The 19,731-nt window shown below is 56.4% G+C and carries 7 protein-coding genes; 3 read left to right on the forward strand and 4 right to left on the reverse strand.

Going from position 1 to position 19,731, the window contains the following annotated elements:
* Nucleotides 1-3: 3 nt before the first annotated feature.
* Complete coding sequence (gene gspG, locus QRN20_RS08265) at nucleotides 4-453, reverse strand: type II secretion system major pseudopilin GspG (RefSeq protein ID WP_029243449.1); 450 nt, start codon at nucleotides 451-453, stop codon at nucleotides 4-6.
* A gap of 144 nt (nucleotides 454-597) precedes the next feature.
* On the opposite strand from gspG, the gene gspI reads away from it, so the two are divergent.
* The gene (gspI, locus tag QRN20_RS08270; protein WP_122421937.1) at nucleotides 598-984 is read left to right on the forward strand and encodes a type II secretion system minor pseudopilin GspI; all 387 of its coding nucleotides are present in this window, start codon (nucleotides 598-600) and stop codon (nucleotides 982-984) included.
* A 5-nt stretch (nucleotides 985-989) separates the two neighbouring features.
* Here gspI and QRN20_RS08275 read toward each other — a convergent pair whose 3' ends face one another.
* A complete protein-coding gene (locus QRN20_RS08275; RefSeq protein WP_043305960.1) occupies nucleotides 990-1,421 on the reverse strand; it encodes a type II secretion system protein N in 432 nt (143 codons plus the stop codon).
* Nucleotides 1,422-1,504: 83 nt separating this feature from the next.
* On the opposite strand from QRN20_RS08275, the gene QRN20_RS08280 reads away from it, so the two are divergent.
* The gene (locus QRN20_RS08280; protein WP_122414258.1) at nucleotides 1,505-1,966 is read left to right on the forward strand and encodes a prepilin-type N-terminal cleavage/methylation domain-containing protein; all 462 of its coding nucleotides are present in this window, start codon (nucleotides 1,505-1,507) and stop codon (nucleotides 1,964-1,966) included.
* Entirely contained in the window at nucleotides 1,963-2,574 is a 612-nt protein-coding gene (locus QRN20_RS08285; RefSeq protein WP_285360131.1) for a type II secretion system protein GspJ, read from the forward strand. The genes QRN20_RS08280 and QRN20_RS08285 overlap by 4 nt, the downstream gene beginning before the upstream one ends.
* Before the next feature lie 833 nt (nucleotides 2,575-3,407).
* Here QRN20_RS08285 and QRN20_RS08290 read toward each other — a convergent pair.
* Nucleotides 3,408-3,665: a hypothetical protein gene (locus QRN20_RS08290; RefSeq protein ID WP_240997318.1), complete on the reverse strand. Its 258-nt coding sequence runs from the start codon at nucleotides 3,663-3,665 to the stop codon at nucleotides 3,408-3,410.
* A gap of 95 nt (nucleotides 3,666-3,760) precedes the next feature.
* Complete coding sequence (locus tag QRN20_RS08295; protein WP_285360132.1) at nucleotides 3,761-19,696, reverse strand: two-partner secretion domain-containing protein; 15,936 nt, start codon at nucleotides 19,694-19,696, stop codon at nucleotides 3,761-3,763.
* Nucleotides 19,697-19,731: the final 35 nt, after the last annotated feature.

Here is a 19,731-nt window from a genome sequence, read left to right on the forward strand (position 1 = left end):
CGCTTAAAGCTGCCAAGAGCCGATATCGGCATTCACGCCGTCACCGTCCGGCTGGCCATCGGCACCGAGGGAGAAAATGTCCACCTCGCCGTTGACGCCAGGATTCAGGTAATTGTAGGGGCGACCCCAAGGGTCATTGGGCAGTCGTTCAAGGTAGGAGCGCCAGTTGCTTTTACTGACATTGGCCGGGCGCTCGACGAGCACCTTGAGGCCCTGATTCTGATTGGGATAACTGCCGTGATCGAGGCGGTAAAGCTTGAGCGCCTGCATCAAACCGCCGATATCCTGCCTGGCTGCCGTAGCGCGGGCCTGATCGGGGCGGTCAAGCACTTTGGGGACCACGATGGCCGCCAGAATACCCAGAATAACGACCACAACCATGATTTCGATCAGGGTAAAACCAGCCTGGGCGCGATGGCCTGCAGGCCGCTGCGTGACGCGCGCGACTTCCATATCTACTTCCCTTGATAATCCTTATCAGCGCCGCAGTGTAACAAAACTATAAAACGGGACGAGGGAAATATTCAGTGATTTGCGTTCGCATCAGAACGCTGGACCAGTGCTATTCTGCGCCCCTGTAGTCCGCCAGGAGGCACCATGGGACAGACACACAAGGAACGTGGTTTCACCCTGGTCGAGGTGCTCGTCGCGCTGGCAATTATCGCCGTGTCCATGTCGGCAGCGGTGCGTGTTGCAGGTGGGATGACACAAAGCAATGGCCTGCTGCGTGACCGATCAATCGCCCTGCTGGCCGCGCAGAACCGACTCGCGGAATTACGTCTCGAAGGTCAGCTCAAGGCTGGTGTTAAAACCCTCGATTGTGATCAGGGACGTCTGCTGCTGCGCTGCGATCAGACCCTGAGCGCCATGGCCGGTGGCACGCTGATGCGCGTAAACGTGAGGGTGTCGGAACGTGAGCGACAAGGGCCGCCGCTGGCGCGTCTGGAAACAATACTGGGCCGCCCCTGGGTCAAGCCGCAGTGAGCCATTCAGCGACGTATCAGGTCCGGCAGCCCGGAGACCTCGGAGAGCGTGCTGACCTTGATTCGGGTCTGCTCCGATCCACGCTCGATAACCACGCCGTCAGCTTCTATCGCGACCAGACGTACATCCCTCGCCAGTCGCTCGCCCGCCATCACGCTGCGCGCCGGACCATCATTGAGCCGGATAACCGCCACCGCACCTCGCGCGCCTGCCATGACACCGGACACACTGATCTGCACTTGCGAAGGCTGATTGGCAAACCATTGGCTTGCCGGGCTGGCGGAACCGCCTTCCTGGGTTACGCTCGTCTGCACAGGCGCGGACGATTGAGCCGATGTCATCAATAACGAAGACCAGACCACCACGCCTGCCAACGCCGCAAGCAAGGCCGCTGACTGCAACAATCGCGGAGCCGATACACCAAAAGCAACTGCCATGACTGAACCTCCTGTTCGTCTGGAACCAGAGTCTACATCAGACTGCGCGTCGGTATAGCGGCTCAACCAAGGACCCCGGCTTCATGACCATGGACAGGCAACAGGGCTTCACCTTGATCGAACTGATGGTCGTGCTGGTCATCATCGGCATTGCCAGTGCCGCCGTCAGCCTGAGCATCAAACCCGATGCCGACGCACTGCTGCGCAAGGACAGCCAACGACTGGCGCAACTGCTGCAGATCGCCCAGGCCGAGGCCCGCGCCGATGGCCGCCCGATCACCTGGCTGGCCGATGGCAAAGGCTTCGTTTTCCAGCGCCGCAACGCAGAAGGCGCCGGTTTTGATCACTTCACAGACGACCCGCACCTCCATCCGCGCAACTGGGAAACCCCGTCCATGCGCGTGCAGATCCAGCCTCGCCAATCCGTCGTACTGAACGCCGAATGGATCACGCCGGTGCTGCACATCCGCCTCTCCGATGGCGAACACACGCTGGGCGTGGAACGTTCGGCCTTGGGCGAATTGAGCGTGGTCAGTGCGCCATGAACAAACATCAGCGTGGCTTTACCCTGCTCGAAGTGATGGTCGCGATTCTGCTGATGTCCATCGTCAGCCTCATCGCCTGGCGCGGCCTGGACAGCGTGACTCGCACCGACGCCCGACTGCGTGAAAACACCGAACAGACCGAGTCCTTATTGCGTGCCTTTAACCAGCTGGAGCGCGACATGGCCCTGCGCGCCAGCATCGAAATGCAGGAACCGGACCTGGACGGCGATCAGAACGACCGACCTCAGGCCCCGGCAGCGGTCAGCGTGCGTGCCGCTGACACAGGCGACTTTCGTCTGGACGTGATTCGCAGTGCCGCCGTATCGGGCGAAGGTTTGCAACGCGTGCGCTGGTGGCTGAAAGACGGAACGCTCTATCGGGCCATAGGCCTGCCGAGTGATCGATATCCACTGCCTGCGCCCAAGGAAGGGGTTGCGGTGCTTGGGGGTATTGTGGATATGCAGACACGGATCTGGAAGACGGACAATGAGTGGCACACGCTTGATGGTAATCGGGAGAATGATCCTAAAGGGATCGAGATTCGATTGACTCGGGAGACGGGTCAGGGGCGGGAGGAGTATAGGAAGGTGGTTGGGCTTTTGGATTGATGGGGGTTTAGGGAATTTGCGGGTTGGTGCGGTTGTAGACAGAGCCGTCGGATCACACCGGTTTTCAGTTCATCATCGATCACCTTGTTTTAGAGAATCGGGGGCCCAGTATCCGGCATAAGCTTAAGCTTAGCGCTTTGAATGTTGGGTTCACGGAGCGCTTACGTTCTTCACTTCGACGCTGCATACCTTGCCTACACACTGGTCTGGACGAGCACTACTAGAAGTACCGTAAGGTTCTTCTTGCCCATTTTTATAACTGACTTGTGGACGAGCGCCAGCACTAATAACAGCGCCGACGTCAATCTCATATTTTTTGGGGTGAGGGACGAACCGGTGTCCCGGCAGAGGCAATATCATCTATCTTTCCAGCAGGACCGGCAGTAGCTTTTGCCGCAGAAAATAGAGTATTTAATTATTTTTTAGTTACCTGAAAGCACCTCAATCATTAGGTTTTAGTTGACGCTTGCTCCACCATTGCCCCCCCTCAGAAAACCATTTTCCACGCAAATCTGAATGAGCGATTGTCGAGTCACCACACCCAAACTCCGTCCCGCAGCATGGGCAAAAGGTTTAGCAGGAACAACCAAAACCGTCGTACGCCGACTTATTAGAATAAGAATACCCGCATACAGAACATACATATTTTTTTATTATTATTGAGCATTAAAATATTCCAAGTTTTAGCCCTTACTGTGCACAACTGGATCAGGCTCGTGAAAACAGGGGGCAACCAATGCCATGATGAAAACCGTGGCCTGCCCCCCTATTTTCAATGCATTTTGATAGCACATGATAACCATTCGCTTTAGAAACGGCTGCTGATCACACCATCAAAGTCTATATTTAATTATTAAATCGGCCACGTGATCGGCTTTAGACGGTTGTTTATAAACGAGGGCAAGCAAAGACTCTTTTATCGCGTCGCGCACCACTTCAACACTGTAGTTTCGTAGGCTTGGTTCAATCCCACTAAAGCTACAATCAGCTGAAAAGCTATAGAACTCGGTGCCTGCATCGTCCGCTATGTACTCGAATTCCCAACCCGGATCCCCCATCAGACCACTATCCAGAGTGAGAAGTACTTTCAACAACTTATCCAAATCGAAATCAGAATAATACCCAACCATGAACCAAAGCACCCAAAACAACAGGTCTCTATCGTCCCCCGGGAGCTCTCCCCACCTCACTTTACAACACCAACTGGAAAAGCCGTCGGAACATACATATCCTCACCTCTAATATTTACCGGGACTTGAAACTTAATATTACCCACAACGACCTCCTGCGACATTTTTCCTGTTGCTTGATATTGAATCAAAGCCTTATGAGCAGCTTCATTAGCCATGCTTGGCATGTCAGGATACACTTTTGGGTCATACACGGTCTTCAACGCACTTCTTTTCGAATTCGGAAGTTGATATTCGACCTTAAAGATTCCAGGCGCAATTTCGGCTTTTGATATTGTAGTACCCGAATAAACATTCATTGCCTGCTCGAATTTTTCCAAGTCATGCCCACCAGATATTTGTTTTCCTGAGAGAATAGGATCTACGAGATGATCTTTCAAGTCAGGTCGAACGGAGCCACGACCAACAAAGTCAGCTTCAGGTAACAGATTATCTGCTAATCCTAGATTGTCACTACCTTTTGAACCTATTGCAAACCATGAACCAACCTTCCCGAGTATAGCCGACAGCCCTAAACCAGAGAGCTCTACGGCCATAAATTCGCCCCACGCTTTAACGAACTCGGTCGCTGGCTGCACCCCCTCAAATCCCTCGCCTCGCGCGAGCGCCCGTCCAGCCTCAGCCATCATCTCAGCTGAGGCTCCCTGGTTTTGCATGTACTCCATTTGGGTAGTTGCCGCTTGCCCATATGCGGCCAAACCTGGCGGCAGATGATCGCCAAAATTATACTGGGTACCGTTCTGCGCAACCCATGCACCGACTTTCAGGCTGCCACCATCGGCTTCGCTCTGCGTAGATGCCGCAAGTAAGCCGACTAGCTGCGAACTCATGCTAAGTAGATTCGGATTACCTTTCACAAGCTTATTGAGATCTGCTACCAAAACCTCATTAGCCCCGGCAGCCAAAGCACCGGTCTTGAAGTCACCACCGCTGACTTGTGCCAATAGCCCCCCAACCATCGCGTGGGCCATGATCTTCTGAAGGCTGCCGTCGGCAGCTGGAACGTAATCCCCTACGGCATGGAAGCTGGCAGCTGCCAAGGTATTGAACAATGTGCTTTGCAGCGCATCACCTAAATCACCGCCTTGGCCCATGATCTTGCTCAATGCTGCCGACGTGCCGTTCTGTAAGGCCTGATTGGCTGCGAACTGGCCTATCCCTTTCCAAGTACTAAGATTGGTGGATATTTTGCCAGTCACAGGGTCGGTGGCAGCACCAGTCCAATCGTCGAAATAGCCAGCAGTCATGCCTGCCGTGACACCCGAAATCGCGTACCCTTTAAGGGCATCACTTGAGGTCACGTCTTTTATAACAGCGCCAAGGTTACCCTTGTTGTTGATCGTACTGACGGCAGCACCACTGGCGGCCGAAGTCACCACAGCCGTCAGCGCGACGTTGCCCCACCCTGCGGCAGTTGCCGCTCCGGCAGCGGAGGTGCCAGCGGCTGCCATGGCCGTACCAGAACCTGCTGTGGCACCGGCCGCTGAACCTAATGCCACACTAGCAGCGCCTGCGGTTAATGCAGTTACGATGATCATGATGGCCAACACGGCGCCAGCGCCTAGACCTGAATGGCTGTATTTAAAACTTTCGTGTACTTCTTGTACCTTGCGCCAGTCGACATCCCCACGAGCCTCCGCTTCCTTCAACCAAGCCAGGCTCGGATCAGCTTGCACCATGCTATCGATGGTCTCGCTTACTGATTTCTGGTCGATCTGTCTTAGATCAATCTTCAAGCCATCAGCGGCCTTGATCGCTAACTCGCCTTTGGCCACCAATTCACTCTGACGCAGCGTCTCATCAGTGTTGCCCTTGCCACTCATTGAATTCCAGGCAAGGTCACTTTTACTTTTCTCGTGGCTCTCCTGTTTCAGGTCTTTAACGCCTTCAAACGTCACCGCCCCGCCACTCTCAATCGTCAGGTCTTTCCCGCTCTCCAGCTTCGCCACCTGATACTTCTGATCGCCACCACTCGCCAGAACCAGATCACCGCCAGTCGTGATTTCACTTCCGATGTTCTTCACATCGGTCACTTCATCGCGCTTGAAGTTCTTGGAACCAAACGAGCCCTTTTTCTTCTTGTCGTACAGCGAGTAGTCACTGTCTTGCGCCGCGAGGATGTCGAGGTTTTCGCCCGCCACCAGGTACGCTTGCTGACCTGCTGTAATCCGACTGGAGATCACGGCGAGGTTCTGACCGGCTTGCAGGGCCACGCTGCCACCAGCGTTGAGGTCGGTAGCGATCTGGCTGACGTGATCTTCCTGACGGGTCAGTTTCTTGCTTTTGGACAGGGAGTGCTCTTCGTCCGCCGCAGAGCTGATGGTCATGTTTTCCGTGGCAGCCATTGCGATGTCGCGCTTGGCATCGATGTCGCTGGCAATCAGGGAGATATCGCGGCCAGCCTTGGCGCCCAGATCACGTCCAGCAGTGACAGTAGAGCCCAGCTGGGTGATGTCGCTACTATTGTGGTTTTTGTCGAAGAACAGGCTGTTATTGACTTCCGTAGTCCCGATCGTCAAATCACGTCCAGCAACAATATTCAGATCACGCCCGCTTTCCAGAACGCTGCCACGGTTGATGAAGTCACGACCAGCCGAAATGCTCATGTCGTTGGCAGCTTCGATGCGCGCCGCGCTGTCGGCGAACTCGCTGTGTCGCTGTCCACGGACATCGTTGTCCATCGACGTGATGCTGCGCTCGTTGATCACGTCACCATTGAGCGAGGTCAAGGACACATCACGGCCTTTGATGATGCCGCCTGCCGTGTTGATCAGATCGTTGCCTGCCAGCAAGTCCAGGCGATTGCCCGCCTCTATCAAACCGGCATTGACAAGGTTGTTGCCCGCGACGGCGGAGAGATTGTTGCTGGCGAGTAATGTGCCGACGTTATCGAGGTTCTGGCCAGCAATCAGCGAGACGTCGTTACCGGCGATCAATGCACCGGTTGGTCCCAAACGGTTATCCGCCTGCGCCAGGTACAACACCGGAACCAGGACCTTTTCGCCATTCACTTCATGTTCTTCGAGCCAGACGATGTCGTGGGTCAGCGCGGCAACCTGCTGCGAACTCAGCGATACGCCGACAGCGAGGTTCAGTTGTTGCTTACTCGCGATGGCGTTGTTCATCAGGTACTTGAACTGCGCTTCGTTGGAGGTCTGTCCCTGAATGAACGCCTGACCGGTACGAGCGACTACCGCTTGTTGCACCAGACGTTGCTCGTAAAGACCGTCGCCCAGACGTTTGGCACTGACTTCCGGGTCGTAGCCGAGACCTGCAAGCAGGTAATCCGAACTCATGAACTGCTTGAGCTCAGTCAGTACCGGGTTGGTTTCAATCAGGTATTTCTGAGGCTTGGAGACGAATGTGCTGTTTGGCAGCCCCTGGACCTTCGCGACCGTTTGCGAGGCGGCACCTGCGACAGGGCTGATAGCGTTGCTCTGAGAGACAACAACCGGCTGCGCTGCGCTGGTCACCTGATTGGCTTGAGCGATCACTGACGGTCTGGCAGAAGTCGGGATCTGACTGGCTACTGACGTACCGATGACCTGTGTAACCGAGGTGATCGCGCTGCCCTGCACCGCCCCAGGATTCTGGATCGTGCCACCAGTGGATGAGGCTACGGTAATCAACGGCACTGCGGTCGACGAGCCGTTACTTTGAACAGGCAATAGAGCGCCATTGCCCTGATTGCTCGCTGTCACTCCGGCAACTGTATCGACCAGCGTTACGCCAGCGGCGTCTGAGCTGTGACCCGGCAAGATGAATCCACCAGCGTTCGAAAAACCCGGAGCACTGGTGTCGAAGGTTGATGCATTGGCACTCACACCGGCAGCCTGCCGTGTGGTTAGCGCAAGCTGGCGAGTGGCGCTGTCGATCTGTCCGACAGCACCGAGTTGAATGATGCCAGGCTGCGCATCAGGAACAGATTGCTCACGCTGAGCCAGCGATATGCTGGCGCCGCCCATTGTCCAGCTCTGCGGGGTGCCGGTGGCCTGGGAAATAGAACTCGTGTTGCCTGACTGACCACTAAGACGGAACAGGCCATTCTGGCCTGTCGGCAGGCTGAAACCTGGCAGGGCTAGTGGGTTGATTTGTTGTTGAGCAAGATCCGGGGGAAGTTGGGCGTTTATTCTAATAACTGTTGTGCCTGCACCTGAAGTACTCGTATCTTGAACTTTACTGACGCCACCACTGCCAGCGTAATCCTGATGAATAACGCTATTTTGCAGGTCTTGCTTGGCTACTATTGATACGTTACCACCAGCCTGAATTACTGCACTACGGCCGCTACCCAAACCTCCGCCATCCGTAGCAACCTCAACGTCACTCTCCAGCTTATAATTTGCGAGCTGGGAAGGTAAGTCCACAAGACCATCACGGCTATATTCTGAAGCCGGCAAAGGCCGATCATAAACCAAGGCCAAATCAAAATAAAAATAAGGAAAGCTTTTAACCTCAGCATAAGTAACAGGATCCCTCAGTTGAAACATCGGATACTGCGCACCGCTCTCATCAGACGTTAGAAACTCCTGAGTGATTACTCCCAGCTTAAGATTGCCAGCCTCATCAAAATAATTAAAACCAGGAAAATCCGGATTATTATGTTTATTATACTGCAAAACCCACCATGCAGTTCCATCTAACCCCTCATAATTCAATCTCCCAGAATAATACGTGCGCGTACGTTCTATTGATCCGCTCACAGCGCCTAAATTTTTAAAATTATCAGCGCTTATATTAATATCACCAACCGCACTTACAGTACTTTTACTATTAATAAAAGTACCACCATTAAAAGAGAAATCTCCACCTGCTGTGATTAACGATGATGCACTAGCATCAGTATCCTGCCCACCTTCATAATACTCTTTCGCAACAAAATTTACTGATAAAGTACTACCGCCACAATCCAAACACTGAAGCGTCAGCAGACCTTTAACAAGAGTCCTACCAGCTCCAAACCCTTCAGCACCTAATGAAACTTCCGTACGATTCTCAAAAGAACTTGAACTAATTGAAATATCACTACCACTCTCTACTGTACCGGATATATTTGAAACAGAAGTGGCTCGCTCCACCCTATTCCCCTTGATCACTACATTACGCAAACCATATAAATCACCTTTAAGGTTAGTAAAATACCCAGCGTTTATCTGAACATCCTCGCCTCCAAATAAAAAACCTCCATTATTGGTAAGCGAGTCAACGTTCAGGACGAGACTACGGGCTGCCCCTAATGTGCCGTAATTCTCAGACAAGGCGCTATTAAGATACACGTCACCAGAAGAAGTAATACGCCCATAACTGATAGCAGTGGTCGCTATATCCAAGTCAGTAAGCGTGCCACTTGCGATACTGCCGGAAGTACCCAATGTAAGTTGGTTGGCGGCGAGCCTCAGCCCACCTAGACTGCTGACCCGACCGCTCCCCGAAAAACCACCTCCAATCCGGATATCCACACTCCCATCACTAGCTATCAACCCATCATTGATCCAATTCCCCCCCGTCCCGACAAACGCATCCGACGCCAGCAACTGCCCGCTCGCCGTCTGATTGAATGTCCCGACATTGACCGTCAATCGCCCTGCCTGAATCACGCTACTGTTTGTCCAGCTGTCAGCCGCGAGCGTCAGTCCGCCGCGCGTTACGACACTGCCGCCAGCATTGGTCAGATTGGGCGTGGAGATCGCGAAGGTGCCTTCTCCGGTATGCAGCAGAGCCCCATTGGCATTGAGGAAGCTGGCCGCGTTAAGCGTCAGGTCGCTGCTTGCCACTTCCAGTCGGCCACTGCGGTTGTCGAACTGGTTGCCGATCTGGAAGAGTGTCGAACCACCTGCCCCCAGCGCGCGAAGCTGGCCGGTCTGGTTGTCCAGATTCGCGGCGCGGATGTTCAGCGTGCTGTCACTCTCGATGATGCCCAGGCGATTGTTCAGCAGCCCGCCGAGATCGAGTTCGATCTGACTGCCCGCAATCTGGCCGTCGTTATCACCGCTGTTATCGAAGTTGACACCCTTGACGCGCACCAACCCTTTCGCGTACAGACCGCCATTACGGTTATCGAAATCCGACGTGGTTATCAGCGCTTCGCCGGTCCGGGCAGAAACACGACCGCCGTAGTTATTGAAGCCGCCCAACGCGGTCAGGTTGAGACGCTGAGCCTGGATCACACCTCCTTGCCGCTTGCCGTCATAACCGTTGTTCAACACGCCGGTAATGGTCGAAGTGAATGCACCCTGCAAACTGGAAAGCACACCACCCTGGCTGTTGAGATTTGCTGCGGTAACGCCCAGATCGCCCCCTTGGGCGATAATGCGGCCATTCAGGTTATCGACGTCTTTGTTAACAGATACGCGAAGCGCTCCCTGGCTTTGCAACGTGCCAAGTTTGTTGTCGAGACCTGCCGCGTCCACCTCTACATCGCCGCCCTGACTGTAGATCAGGCCGTCTGTAGCGTTGACCACATTACCGGTGGCGATGAGATGCAGCTTACCGTCAGATGCGAGGGTGCCGCGGTTACTGTTATCCAGTTGCCCGGCTGTATTGAGCGTCAACAGGCTCTTGCTGACCAGTTGGCCGCCCTGGTTGTTTATCTGGGTACTGCGACGCAGCAATAACGCGCCGCCGCTGGCCAGCTTCCCGTTGGTGTTGGTCAGGGCAGCCAGCAGGTCGAGGGTCATCGCGCCTCTGCTGCTGAGGTTTCCCACGCTGTTGTCGAGTGTTCCACCCTCGAAACTCAGGTCCTGCGCGGCCGTCAGATTGCCAGCGGTGTTATCAAGCGTAGCGGCTTTGATCGTCAGTCCGGCTCCGCTGTCAATCAAGCCTTTCTGACTGTTGTCCAACCGACCGGTAACGGTCAGAGTCTGGCCAGCACCGCTGGACAGGATGCCTCCACTGTTATTGAGGCTGTCAGATGTGACAGTCAGTGCCGTCTGGCTGACCAGTGCACCGCCACCGCTGTTGAGCAACGCACCGCTCAGGTCAACGCCAACCGAGCCGTTGCGGCTGGACAGCGTTCCGTTGTTGCGGTTGTCGAGACTTTTGCCGCGAACCTCGAGACGTTGCCAACCGGAAAGCAGGCCGTTCTGGTTATTGACGCTGTCGGTTGCGACCGTCAGTACGTCGCTGCTGATGACCTTGCCGTTTGTGTTATCGAGCGCACGGCCATTCAGCTCAAAGCTCTGTGAGCTGGAGATTTCGCCTGACTGGTTGATGAAGTCGCGTACGCGCTTGAACGTCAGAGGGCCTTTGGCAGAAACCAGTCCGCCACGGTTATCCAGATCAGCGTTTTTCAGATCAATGGACAGACTGGTGTTGCCCATCAAACGTCCAGAGTCGAGTGACAGCGCATCAAGGGTGACGCTCATCGCGCCCAATGCCGAAACTTCACCACCGTTGCCCGAATTCAAACTGTTGGCTGTCAGAACCAGCGTACTGCCGCTATTGATCAAGCCGTCGGCGGTGTTATTGATCGTTGTTGCGTCTAGCGTCAGACCCGTTTTAGCCAGTAACTGACCTGTCTGGTTATCAAGGACGCCGGAACCCAATTCAAGAAACTGGTTCGCGTTGATGAGGCCTTTTTCGCGATTGGTCAGCGTCCCGGTAACCGTCAGTTCCAGATCGTTTCGACTGGTCAGGGTCCCACCGGTGTTGTCCAGCGTGCCTGCCTTGGTATCCACACCTGCTGCGGCGATCATGCCTTTGACGTTATTCAGTGCATTGGCAATACGCAGAGTGAGGACTTGATTGCTGAGTACCTTACCGCCGTTGTTTTCAAGGTTGTTTGCAGACAGCGTGAACGCTTGCCCACTGGAAATTTCGCCACCCTGGTTCAACACCACACCCAGATTTTTCAGCAGCAGCGTGCCTGGGGCATTGATAAGTCCGCTCTGGTTGTCCAGTTGGCCATTGTTCAGATCAAGGCTGAGTGAGGTGTTGCTGAACAGAGTGCCTTTCTGCTGATCCAGACGGCTGACGCTTGCGGTCATTGCCTGACTGCTGCCGATGCTGCCGCCACTGCTGTTGGTGAGTTTCGCGGCGGTCAGCTCCAGTCGGTCACCGGTGCTGACACGCCCATTCTGACTGTTATCGAAATCGCCCGTAGTGAGCTTCAGCAAGCCCTTGCTGCTGATGGTGCCGCGCTGGCTGTTATCGAGGACCCCGCTCCCCAGATCGAGTGCACCATCGGTCACCAGCTTGCCGCCCTGATTGCCGAATGCTCCGACGCTACGCAGATACAGGGTGTCAGCACTGGAAACATTGCCAGCGGTGTTGGTCAGGCTGCCAGCCTTCAGGGTCAGCGTACCTTCGCTGCTGACCAGGCCCTTTGTGTTATCGAGCAGCCCGGACAAATCGATATTGATGTCCTGCAGCCCACTTAACGTTCCGCCGGTGTTGTCCAGTGCCGTGCCGACGACCGTCAGGCCGGTCGTGCTGGATAGCAGGCCATCGTTCTGATTGGTAGTCCGGGCGACGTTCAGTTTCAGGGCTTTCTGCGCAAGAACCTGGCCGCTGTCGCTGTTATTCAGCCTGGCTCCGGTCAGTGTGATCGTGTCCTGACCCGAGATCTCGCCACCACGGTTGTCAATATCAGCAACATTGATACTCAGCGCCTGGGTTGCACCAATCAGGCCCTTGTTGCTGTTGGTCAGTGCATCACCGGTCAGCGTCAGAGAGCCCTGCGCGATCAATTGGCCGCCTTTCTGCTGCAGATTGCCTATGTGCGCGACAAGGTTTTTCTTGCTGGCAAGCTGACCTTCAAGGTTGTCGACGGAAGCCGCATACAGTTCTACGTCTGCATCGGCAATCACTACGCCTTTCGTATTGTTCAGAGCGGTGTCGACAGTCAGGTCCAACGCGCCACGGCTGCTGATCAAGCCTGTGGTGTTGTCCAGCACCGCGCTATGCATATCCAACGCAGCAGCGGAAATAGAGCCTTTGACGTTGGCCAGCGCCTCGTCGATGACCAGCGTCAACTTCTGGCCGCTCAGCAACTTGCCGCCACTGTTATCAAGGCTGTCGGCCTTCAATGTGAAGGCCTGATTGCTGGATATTTCGCCGTTCTGGTTTGCAACGCCTTTGAGGTTTTTCAGCAGCAGTAGGCCGGAGGCATTGATGAGGCCGCCCTGGTTGTTCAACTGCCCGTTGTTGAGGTCCAGACTCAACGAGGTGTTGCTGAACATCTCGCCCGCCTGCTGATCAAGACGGGTGACCGTGGCGGTCAACGCCAGTGCGCTGGCGATACGCCCGGCACTCTGGTTGATGACCTTGCCTGCTGTCAGTTCAAGCGTATCGCTGCTGGTCAGGCGGCCTTTCTGACTGTTGTCGAATGTGCCGACAGTAACAGTGACCTTGGTCGCACCTTTGCCAGACAACGCTCCGCCCTGACTGTTGTCGAGGCTGGCACTGGAGATCGTGAGCGTCGAATCTGTGGTAACAGAACCGGACTGGTTGAACAGCGCGCCTGTTGTATCAATCTTCAATGCATCAGCGCTGGACAGACTGCCCTTCGCGTTTTGCAGCGAATCGGCTGTCACACTTAGTGCGGCTTCGCTGCTGAGCAGGCCGCCCGTGTTGTCCAGTGTGCCGGTCAGCAGGATGGTCAGGTTGTTTTGAGAGGCCAGCGTGCCGCCCGCGTTGTCCAGGCGAGCGCCGTCCAGATGCAAGGTGTTGCCGAAAAGCAGCCCCTTGTTAAGGTTGATGATGCGCGCCACTTCCAATTCCAGCGCAGTACCGGCCAGAACCTTGCCGCCGTCACTGTTCTCAAGCGTTTTGGCAGTGATGTCTACGCCGATCTGGCTGGATATCTCACCGTTGCGGTTGTCGATATCGTCCACATTGAGTTTCAGCGCTTTTGTTGCGCCTACCAGACCACCCGACCGGTTATCCAGCGTCTTGCCGATCAAGGTCAAATCACCTTGCGCAACCAGCTCACCGCCTTTCTGGGTCAGGCTGTCGATTTCAGCAACAAGATCAGCCTGACTGGCGATACGTCCCGAGTCGTTGAGCGCTGTTGCCACCTGCAATTTCATCAGGTCAGCAGCATTGAGCAGGCCGCTCCGGTTATCCAGAAACGTGCCTGTCAACTCAAGGCCAGCGTTACTCTGAATACCGCCTTTCTGTTTTGCCGCCAGATCTGCCTGATTGTTGTCGAGTTCATCGACGAACAGCTGCATGCCTTTTTCAGCACGGATGGCTCCGCCGCGGTTGGCGACGCTGTCGCTGTGTACGATCAGCAGATCCCTAGCGATGATGCTGCCGCCACGGTTGTCCACTGAGAGGCTGGATAGATCCATCAGCCCCTTGGCCTGCAGGCTGCCCCCGGTTTGATTGTCCAGTGCCCCCGTCAGAACGAGAGAAAGTTTGCCGTCGGTCACTACCGATCCAGACTGACTGTTGTCCAGGCTCACCGCGTGAATATCGACGCCCTGCCCTGACCCCAAGGTGCCTGCCTGATTGTTGATCGCCTTGCCAACGACCATGTTCAGAAACTTGTCGGCCATGACCTGACCCTGGGTATTGTCCAGGCTCTGGGAAGCCAAATCGGTTTTGCCGGCGCTGGTCAGTTCACCCAGTTGGTTTGACAGAGCGTCCTTCACATCAATGATCAGATCATCATCACTGCTGACGCTGCCGCCATTGTTGTTCAGTTCATTCGCACCAAGATCGATCCCCTTGCCGGAAACCAGACCGCGCACGTTGGTCAGCAACTTATCGACGCGCACGATCAGTGCCTGCTCGCTGATAACCGAACCGTCAGTGTTGTCCAGCGAAGTGGCCGACAGCTTGAAACCATTGGCGCTGGAGATTTCGCCATTCCGGTTATCGACTGTGGTCAGGTTTTTCAAGAGCAGTTGGCCAGGGGCCGTGATCAAACCGCCCAGGTTCTTCAGCACACCGTTGTTCAAATCGAGGCTGACGTCGCTATTACTGTAGAGCCGACCGTCCTTGTTCTGATCCAGGCCGGTGACGAACGCCGTCAGCGCTTTCGCACTGGCGATACGGCCTGCCTCACTGTTGTCGACCTGAGCCGCAGTCAGACTCAGCACATCCGTGCTGGTCAGGCGACCGCCCTGCTGGTTGTCGAACGCTCCCGTATCGACCTTTACCCCTTTGCCTGCGATACGGCCGTTCTTGCTGTTATCCAGACTTGCGCTGTCAAGCGTCAGGTCGGCGCTACTTAATATCTCACCGCCCTGGCTGACGACGTCTCCGGTAACAGTCAGCAAGGACCTGTCAGCGCTGGTGATGCTGCCGCCGGTATTGTTCAGCGATGCAGCCTTCAGCTCCAACGTTCCATCGCTGCGAACGACGCCCTGACTATTGTTCAGCGCATCGGTAACGTTAAAGCCCAGACTGTTTTTGCCGTAAATCCGACCGCTGTCCGTGTTGGTCAACTGGCCCAGATTAAGTTGTACAGACTGCTGGCCTGAGACCACGCCTGCGGTCTGGTTATCGAGACTGTCGGCCGTCAGCAAAAGAGCCCCGTTGGCCAGCAAGCGGCCTTTGCGGCTGTTATCGAATTGACCCACTGTTGCCGTCAGCGTACCCAGGCTTGAGACTTCTGCATTCTGGTTGTTCAGCGTCGCGGCATTCAGCTCAAGACCTGTGGCAGAAATCAGCCCGCGCAGGTTGTTCAGCAACTTATCGACGCGCACGATCAGTGCCTTGTCGCTGATTAATGAACCGGCGGTGTTATCCATCGAGTTGGCCGTCAGCGTGAAGCCGTTGGCGCTGGAAATTTCACCGCTCCGATTATTGACGGTGGTCAGGTTTTTCAGAATCAACTGGCCCGGAGCGGTGATCAGCCCTCCCTGGTTATTCAATACACCGTGACTCAAATCGAGGCTGACATCGCTGTTGCCATACAACCGACCATCATTGGTCTGGTCGAGGGCAGTCACCACGGCAGTCAATGCCATCGCGCTGGCGATGCGACCCGCCTCGCTGTTATTGACCTGGCCGGCAGTCAGGCTCATGACTCCGCTGCTGATGAGGCTTCCGCTGTTCTGGTTTTCAAACGTTCCGGTGGTCAACTCAATGCCGTTACCGGCAATTCGCCCTTTGCGGGCGTTATCGAGACGACCTGTCGTGAGCTTAAGACTGGCGTCGCTCAGCACCTCACCGCCGTTATTGACCGCAGCTCCGGTGGCAGTAATCGTAGCGGTTTGCGCACTGGAAATACTGCCGCTGGTGTTGTTCAGCGATGCGGCCGTCAGGGACAACGTGCCATCGCTGCGGATGACGCCCTGTTCATTGTTCAATGCACTGGCAATGTTGAAACCCAGGCTGTTTTTGCCGTAAATCCGACCGCTGCCGGTATTGGTCAATTCACCGAGATTCAACTGGACGGATTGCTGCCCGGAGACCACGCCGTTGGCCTGGTTGTCGAAACTGTCTGCCGTCAGCAACAACGCGCCGTTGGCCATCAAACGGCCTTTCTGGCTGTTATCGAACTGGCCGACAGTTGCTGTGAGCGCCCCGAGGCTGGAGATTTCCGCGTTCTGGTTGTTCAGGGTTGCCGCGTGCAGCTCGAGGCCATTGGCAGATACCATCCCGCGCAGGTTGGTCAGCAGCTGGTTTACGCGAAGGATAAGCGCCTTGTCGCTCAGCACCGAACCTTCGGTATTGTCCAACGAAGTGGCCGCCAGCGAGAAACCATTCGCACTGGAAATCTCGCCGCTCCGGTTACTCACCACATTCAGGTTTTTCAGCAGCAACTGACCGGGTGCGTTGATCAAACCATCCTGGTTGTTCAGCACACCGTTATTCAGATCGAGGCTGACATCACTGTTGCTATAAAGCCGACCATCACTGGTCTGATCAAGACCGGTGACCACCGCCGTCAGGGCCATGGCGCTGGCGATGCGACCTGCCTCGGTGTTGTTGACCTGAGCAGCAGTCAGCCCAAGGGTGCCGGTGCTGGTCAGGCGGCCGTCCTTGTGGTTGTCGAATGCGCCCGTGGTGACGGTCACGCCGTTCGCTGCAATGCGACCGCTCTGACTGTTGTCCAGCGAGCCGCTGGTCAACGTCAGGCTGGCGTCACTGAGCATCTGTCCGCCCTGGTTGACGACGGCTGCAGTGGTGGTAATCGAGGCCGTTCCGGCGCTGGTGACGCTGCCGCCGCTGCTGGCAAGGCTCGCCGCGCTCAGGTTCAGGGTGCCATCACTGCGCAGCACGCCCTGATCGTTATTCACGGCTCTGGTGGCGTTCACGCCCAGGTTGTTTCTCGCGTAGACGCTGCCCTTGCCGGTGTTGGTCAGTTGCCCCAGCGTCAGTTGAACGTTCTGCTGGCCGGATACCGAACCGGCGTTCTGGTTGTCCAGATTGTCGGCCGTCAGTTGTAGGGTGCCGTTGGCCATCAAACGGCCTTTCTGACTGTTATCGAACTGGCCGACCGTTGCTGTGAGCGCCCCGAGGCTGGAAATTTCCGCGTTCTGGTTGTTCAGGGTTGCCGCGTGCAGCTCGAGGCCATTGGCAGATACCATCCCGCGCAGGTTGGTCAGCAGCTGGTTGACGCGAAGGATCAGCGCCTTGTCGCTCAGTATCGAACCTTCGGTATTGTCCAACGAAGTGGCCGCCAGCGAGAAACCATTCGCACTGGAAATCTCGCCGCTCCGGTTACTCACCACATTCAGATTTTTCAGCAGCAACTGGCCGGGTGCGTTGATCAAACCATCCTGGTTGTTCAGCACACCGTTATTCAGATCCAGGCTGACATCACTGTTGCTATAAAGACGACCATCATTGGTCTGATCAAGACCGGTGACCACTGCCGTCAGGGCCATGGCGCTGGCGATGCGGCCCGCCTCGGTGTTGTTGACCTGAGCGGCAGTCAGCCCAAGGGTGCCGGTGCTGGTCAGGCGGCCGTCCTTGTGGTTGTCGAATGCGCCCGTGGTGACGGTCACGCCGTTCGCCGCAATGCGACCGCTCTGACTGTTGTCCAGCGAACCGCTGGTCAACGTCAGGCTGGCATCACTGAGCATCTGTCCGCCCTGGTTGACGACGGCTGCAGTGGTGGTAATCGAGGCCGTTCCGGCACTGGTGACGCTGCCGCCGCTGCTGGCAAGGCTCGCCGCGCTCAGGTTCAGGGGGCCGTCACTGCGCAGCACGCCCTGATCGTTATTCACGGCTCTGGTGGCGTTCACGCCCAGGTTGTTTCTGGCGTAGACGCTGCCCTTGCCGGTGTTGGTCAGTTGCCCCAGCGTCAGTTGCACGTTCTGCTGGCCGGACACTGATCCGGCGTTCTGGTTGTTCAGCGTGTCAGCCGTCAGTTGCAAGGTACCGTTGGCCAACAGGCGACCGCTGCTGCTGTTGTCGAACTGAACGAGCGTGGCGGTCAGATTGCCCAGGCTGGAGATTTCACCGGTGCGGTTGTCAACGGTGCCGGTGTTCAGCAGCAGGCCACCTGCGGCGTTGATAATGCCCAACTGGTTGAGCACCTGGCCGGAGATGCGCGCAGTCAATACAGCGCCGCTGGACAGTTTGCCTTGCTGGCTGTTGTCCAGCGTTTGGGCGGTGATGTTCAGATTGCCGCTGCTGCTGATCAGCCCGCTCTGTGCGTTCAGTACTTGAGAGGCGTTGATATCAGCGTTACCACCCTGGCTCAGAATACGGCCGGACTGACGGTTGTCGATCACGCCCGCAGCAACCCATGCGCGGGCCTGTCCGTTCAGTGTGGCGCCCTGGTTGTTGAGCGTCTGGGTAACGGTCGCCTGCAAGGCGCGGCTGGCGGTGATGCTGCCGCTGTTGGTCAAGCTGTTGGCCGACAGGGTCACATCGCCCGAAGCGTTGCGGCTGTTGTCTGCGTTGACGCCCGCTTCGATCACGGCCGAGTTACGCAGTTGGCCGCCAGCGGACAGAGTCAGTGCATCGCGGGCAGCGACGTTCTGCCGGGTTGTGAGATCACCGCCGGTGGTCATCGCCAGCGAGGAACCGGCGTACACCGGCCCGTTGACCTCTGCGGTGTTGGCCCGCACGTTGACCGCGCCGCTCGCCGCCACCTGCATGACGTTGAGGTGACCGTTGGCATCGATCTGGATATCACCGCCACTGGCCGCCAGGTCTCCGGCGAGCCTGACGCCAACGCCCGCTTCGGTACCGACCAACCGAATGGCACCGGCGTACATGCCGCCCAGGGCCGAGCTGTCGATCGCCAGTTCCGGTTTGCTGCTGCCGTCGTCTGCCAGTGCCGTCGGGTTCAGGGTCTGTGCATCGACGTCGTTGCGGCCGGTGATGACGTTGAGGCGCTTGGCGTGCAGTTCGGCGTTGATCTTCGCGCTGCGGGTGATGATGTCGAACTGATCGACGTTGTCGGCATTCAGGCCCACGCCGTCAATCGAGATGCTGCCACCCTGAACGTTGAAGCGCTGCAGTTGACCGTTGGCGTCCAGAATCGGTTTGCCGGTGGTCAGCGTGACCTGCGGCGTGTTGATGAACCCGCAGCCGTTGCAACTGATGCCATACGGGTTGGCGACAATGACGCGGGCCGCCTGCCCCGCCACTTCTGTGTAACCCCTGAGTTGGCTGGCATTGGCGCCGACCACTTCGTTGAGAATCGTGTTGGCCGCTGTACCACGCAGGTTGGAGTTGCCGACGATGATCCCGCCCAGTTGGGTGCTCTGGGTCTGGTTGGTCGAGTTGTTGAGGATCACGCCCTGGCTGTCGACGTTGTACTGCTGGAACTGGTTGTGCGACAGGCCGCTGGCATTGGGCGTGGCGATGTTGATGATGGGCACGCCATTGCCAGCCTGACCCAACGTGGTCCCCGTGCCACTGACCGCGATGCCTTCGGCCTGAACCAGCAACGGCTGCCAGAACAGGGCATTGGCCAGAATCAGCGCAAGGCCACGCTTGGGCATTCCCCAGAAATGCTGGCGCTCGGTCAACGCCGCGGAAGGCTGACGGGCGAGCAGAGCGAACTGGTGAACGTCCATGTAACTGACCTCGAAACAGAAAAGATGAAAAGGCT

The sequence above is a fragment of the Pseudomonas sp. fls2-241-TYG-175 genome (assembly GCF_030209155.1).
Taxonomy (GTDB): domain Bacteria; phylum Pseudomonadota; class Gammaproteobacteria; order Pseudomonadales; family Pseudomonadaceae; genus Aquipseudomonas; species Aquipseudomonas viridiflava.

Excerpts from the sequence above, each read along its gene's own strand:
- gspI (WP_122421937.1), top strand. The coding sequence starts at position 598 with ATGGGACAGACACACAAGGAACGTGGTTTCACCCTGGTCGAGGTGCTC.
- QRN20_RS08275 (WP_043305960.1), bottom strand. The coding sequence starts at position 1,421 with ATGGCAGTTGCTTTTGGTGTATCGGCTCCGCGATTGTTGCAGTCAGCG.
- QRN20_RS08280 (WP_122414258.1), top strand. The coding sequence starts at position 1,505 with ATGACCATGGACAGGCAACAGGGCTTCACCTTGATCGAACTGATGGTC.
- QRN20_RS08295 (WP_285360132.1), bottom strand. The coding sequence starts at position 19,696 with ATGGACGTTCACCAGTTCGCTCTGCTCGCCCGTCAGCCTTCCGCGGCG.
- gspG (WP_029243449.1), bottom strand. The coding sequence starts at position 453 with ATGGAAGTCGCGCGCGTCACGCAGCGGCCTGCAGGCCATCGCGCCCAG.
- QRN20_RS08285 (WP_285360131.1), top strand. The coding sequence starts at position 1,963 with ATGAACAAACATCAGCGTGGCTTTACCCTGCTCGAAGTGATGGTCGCG.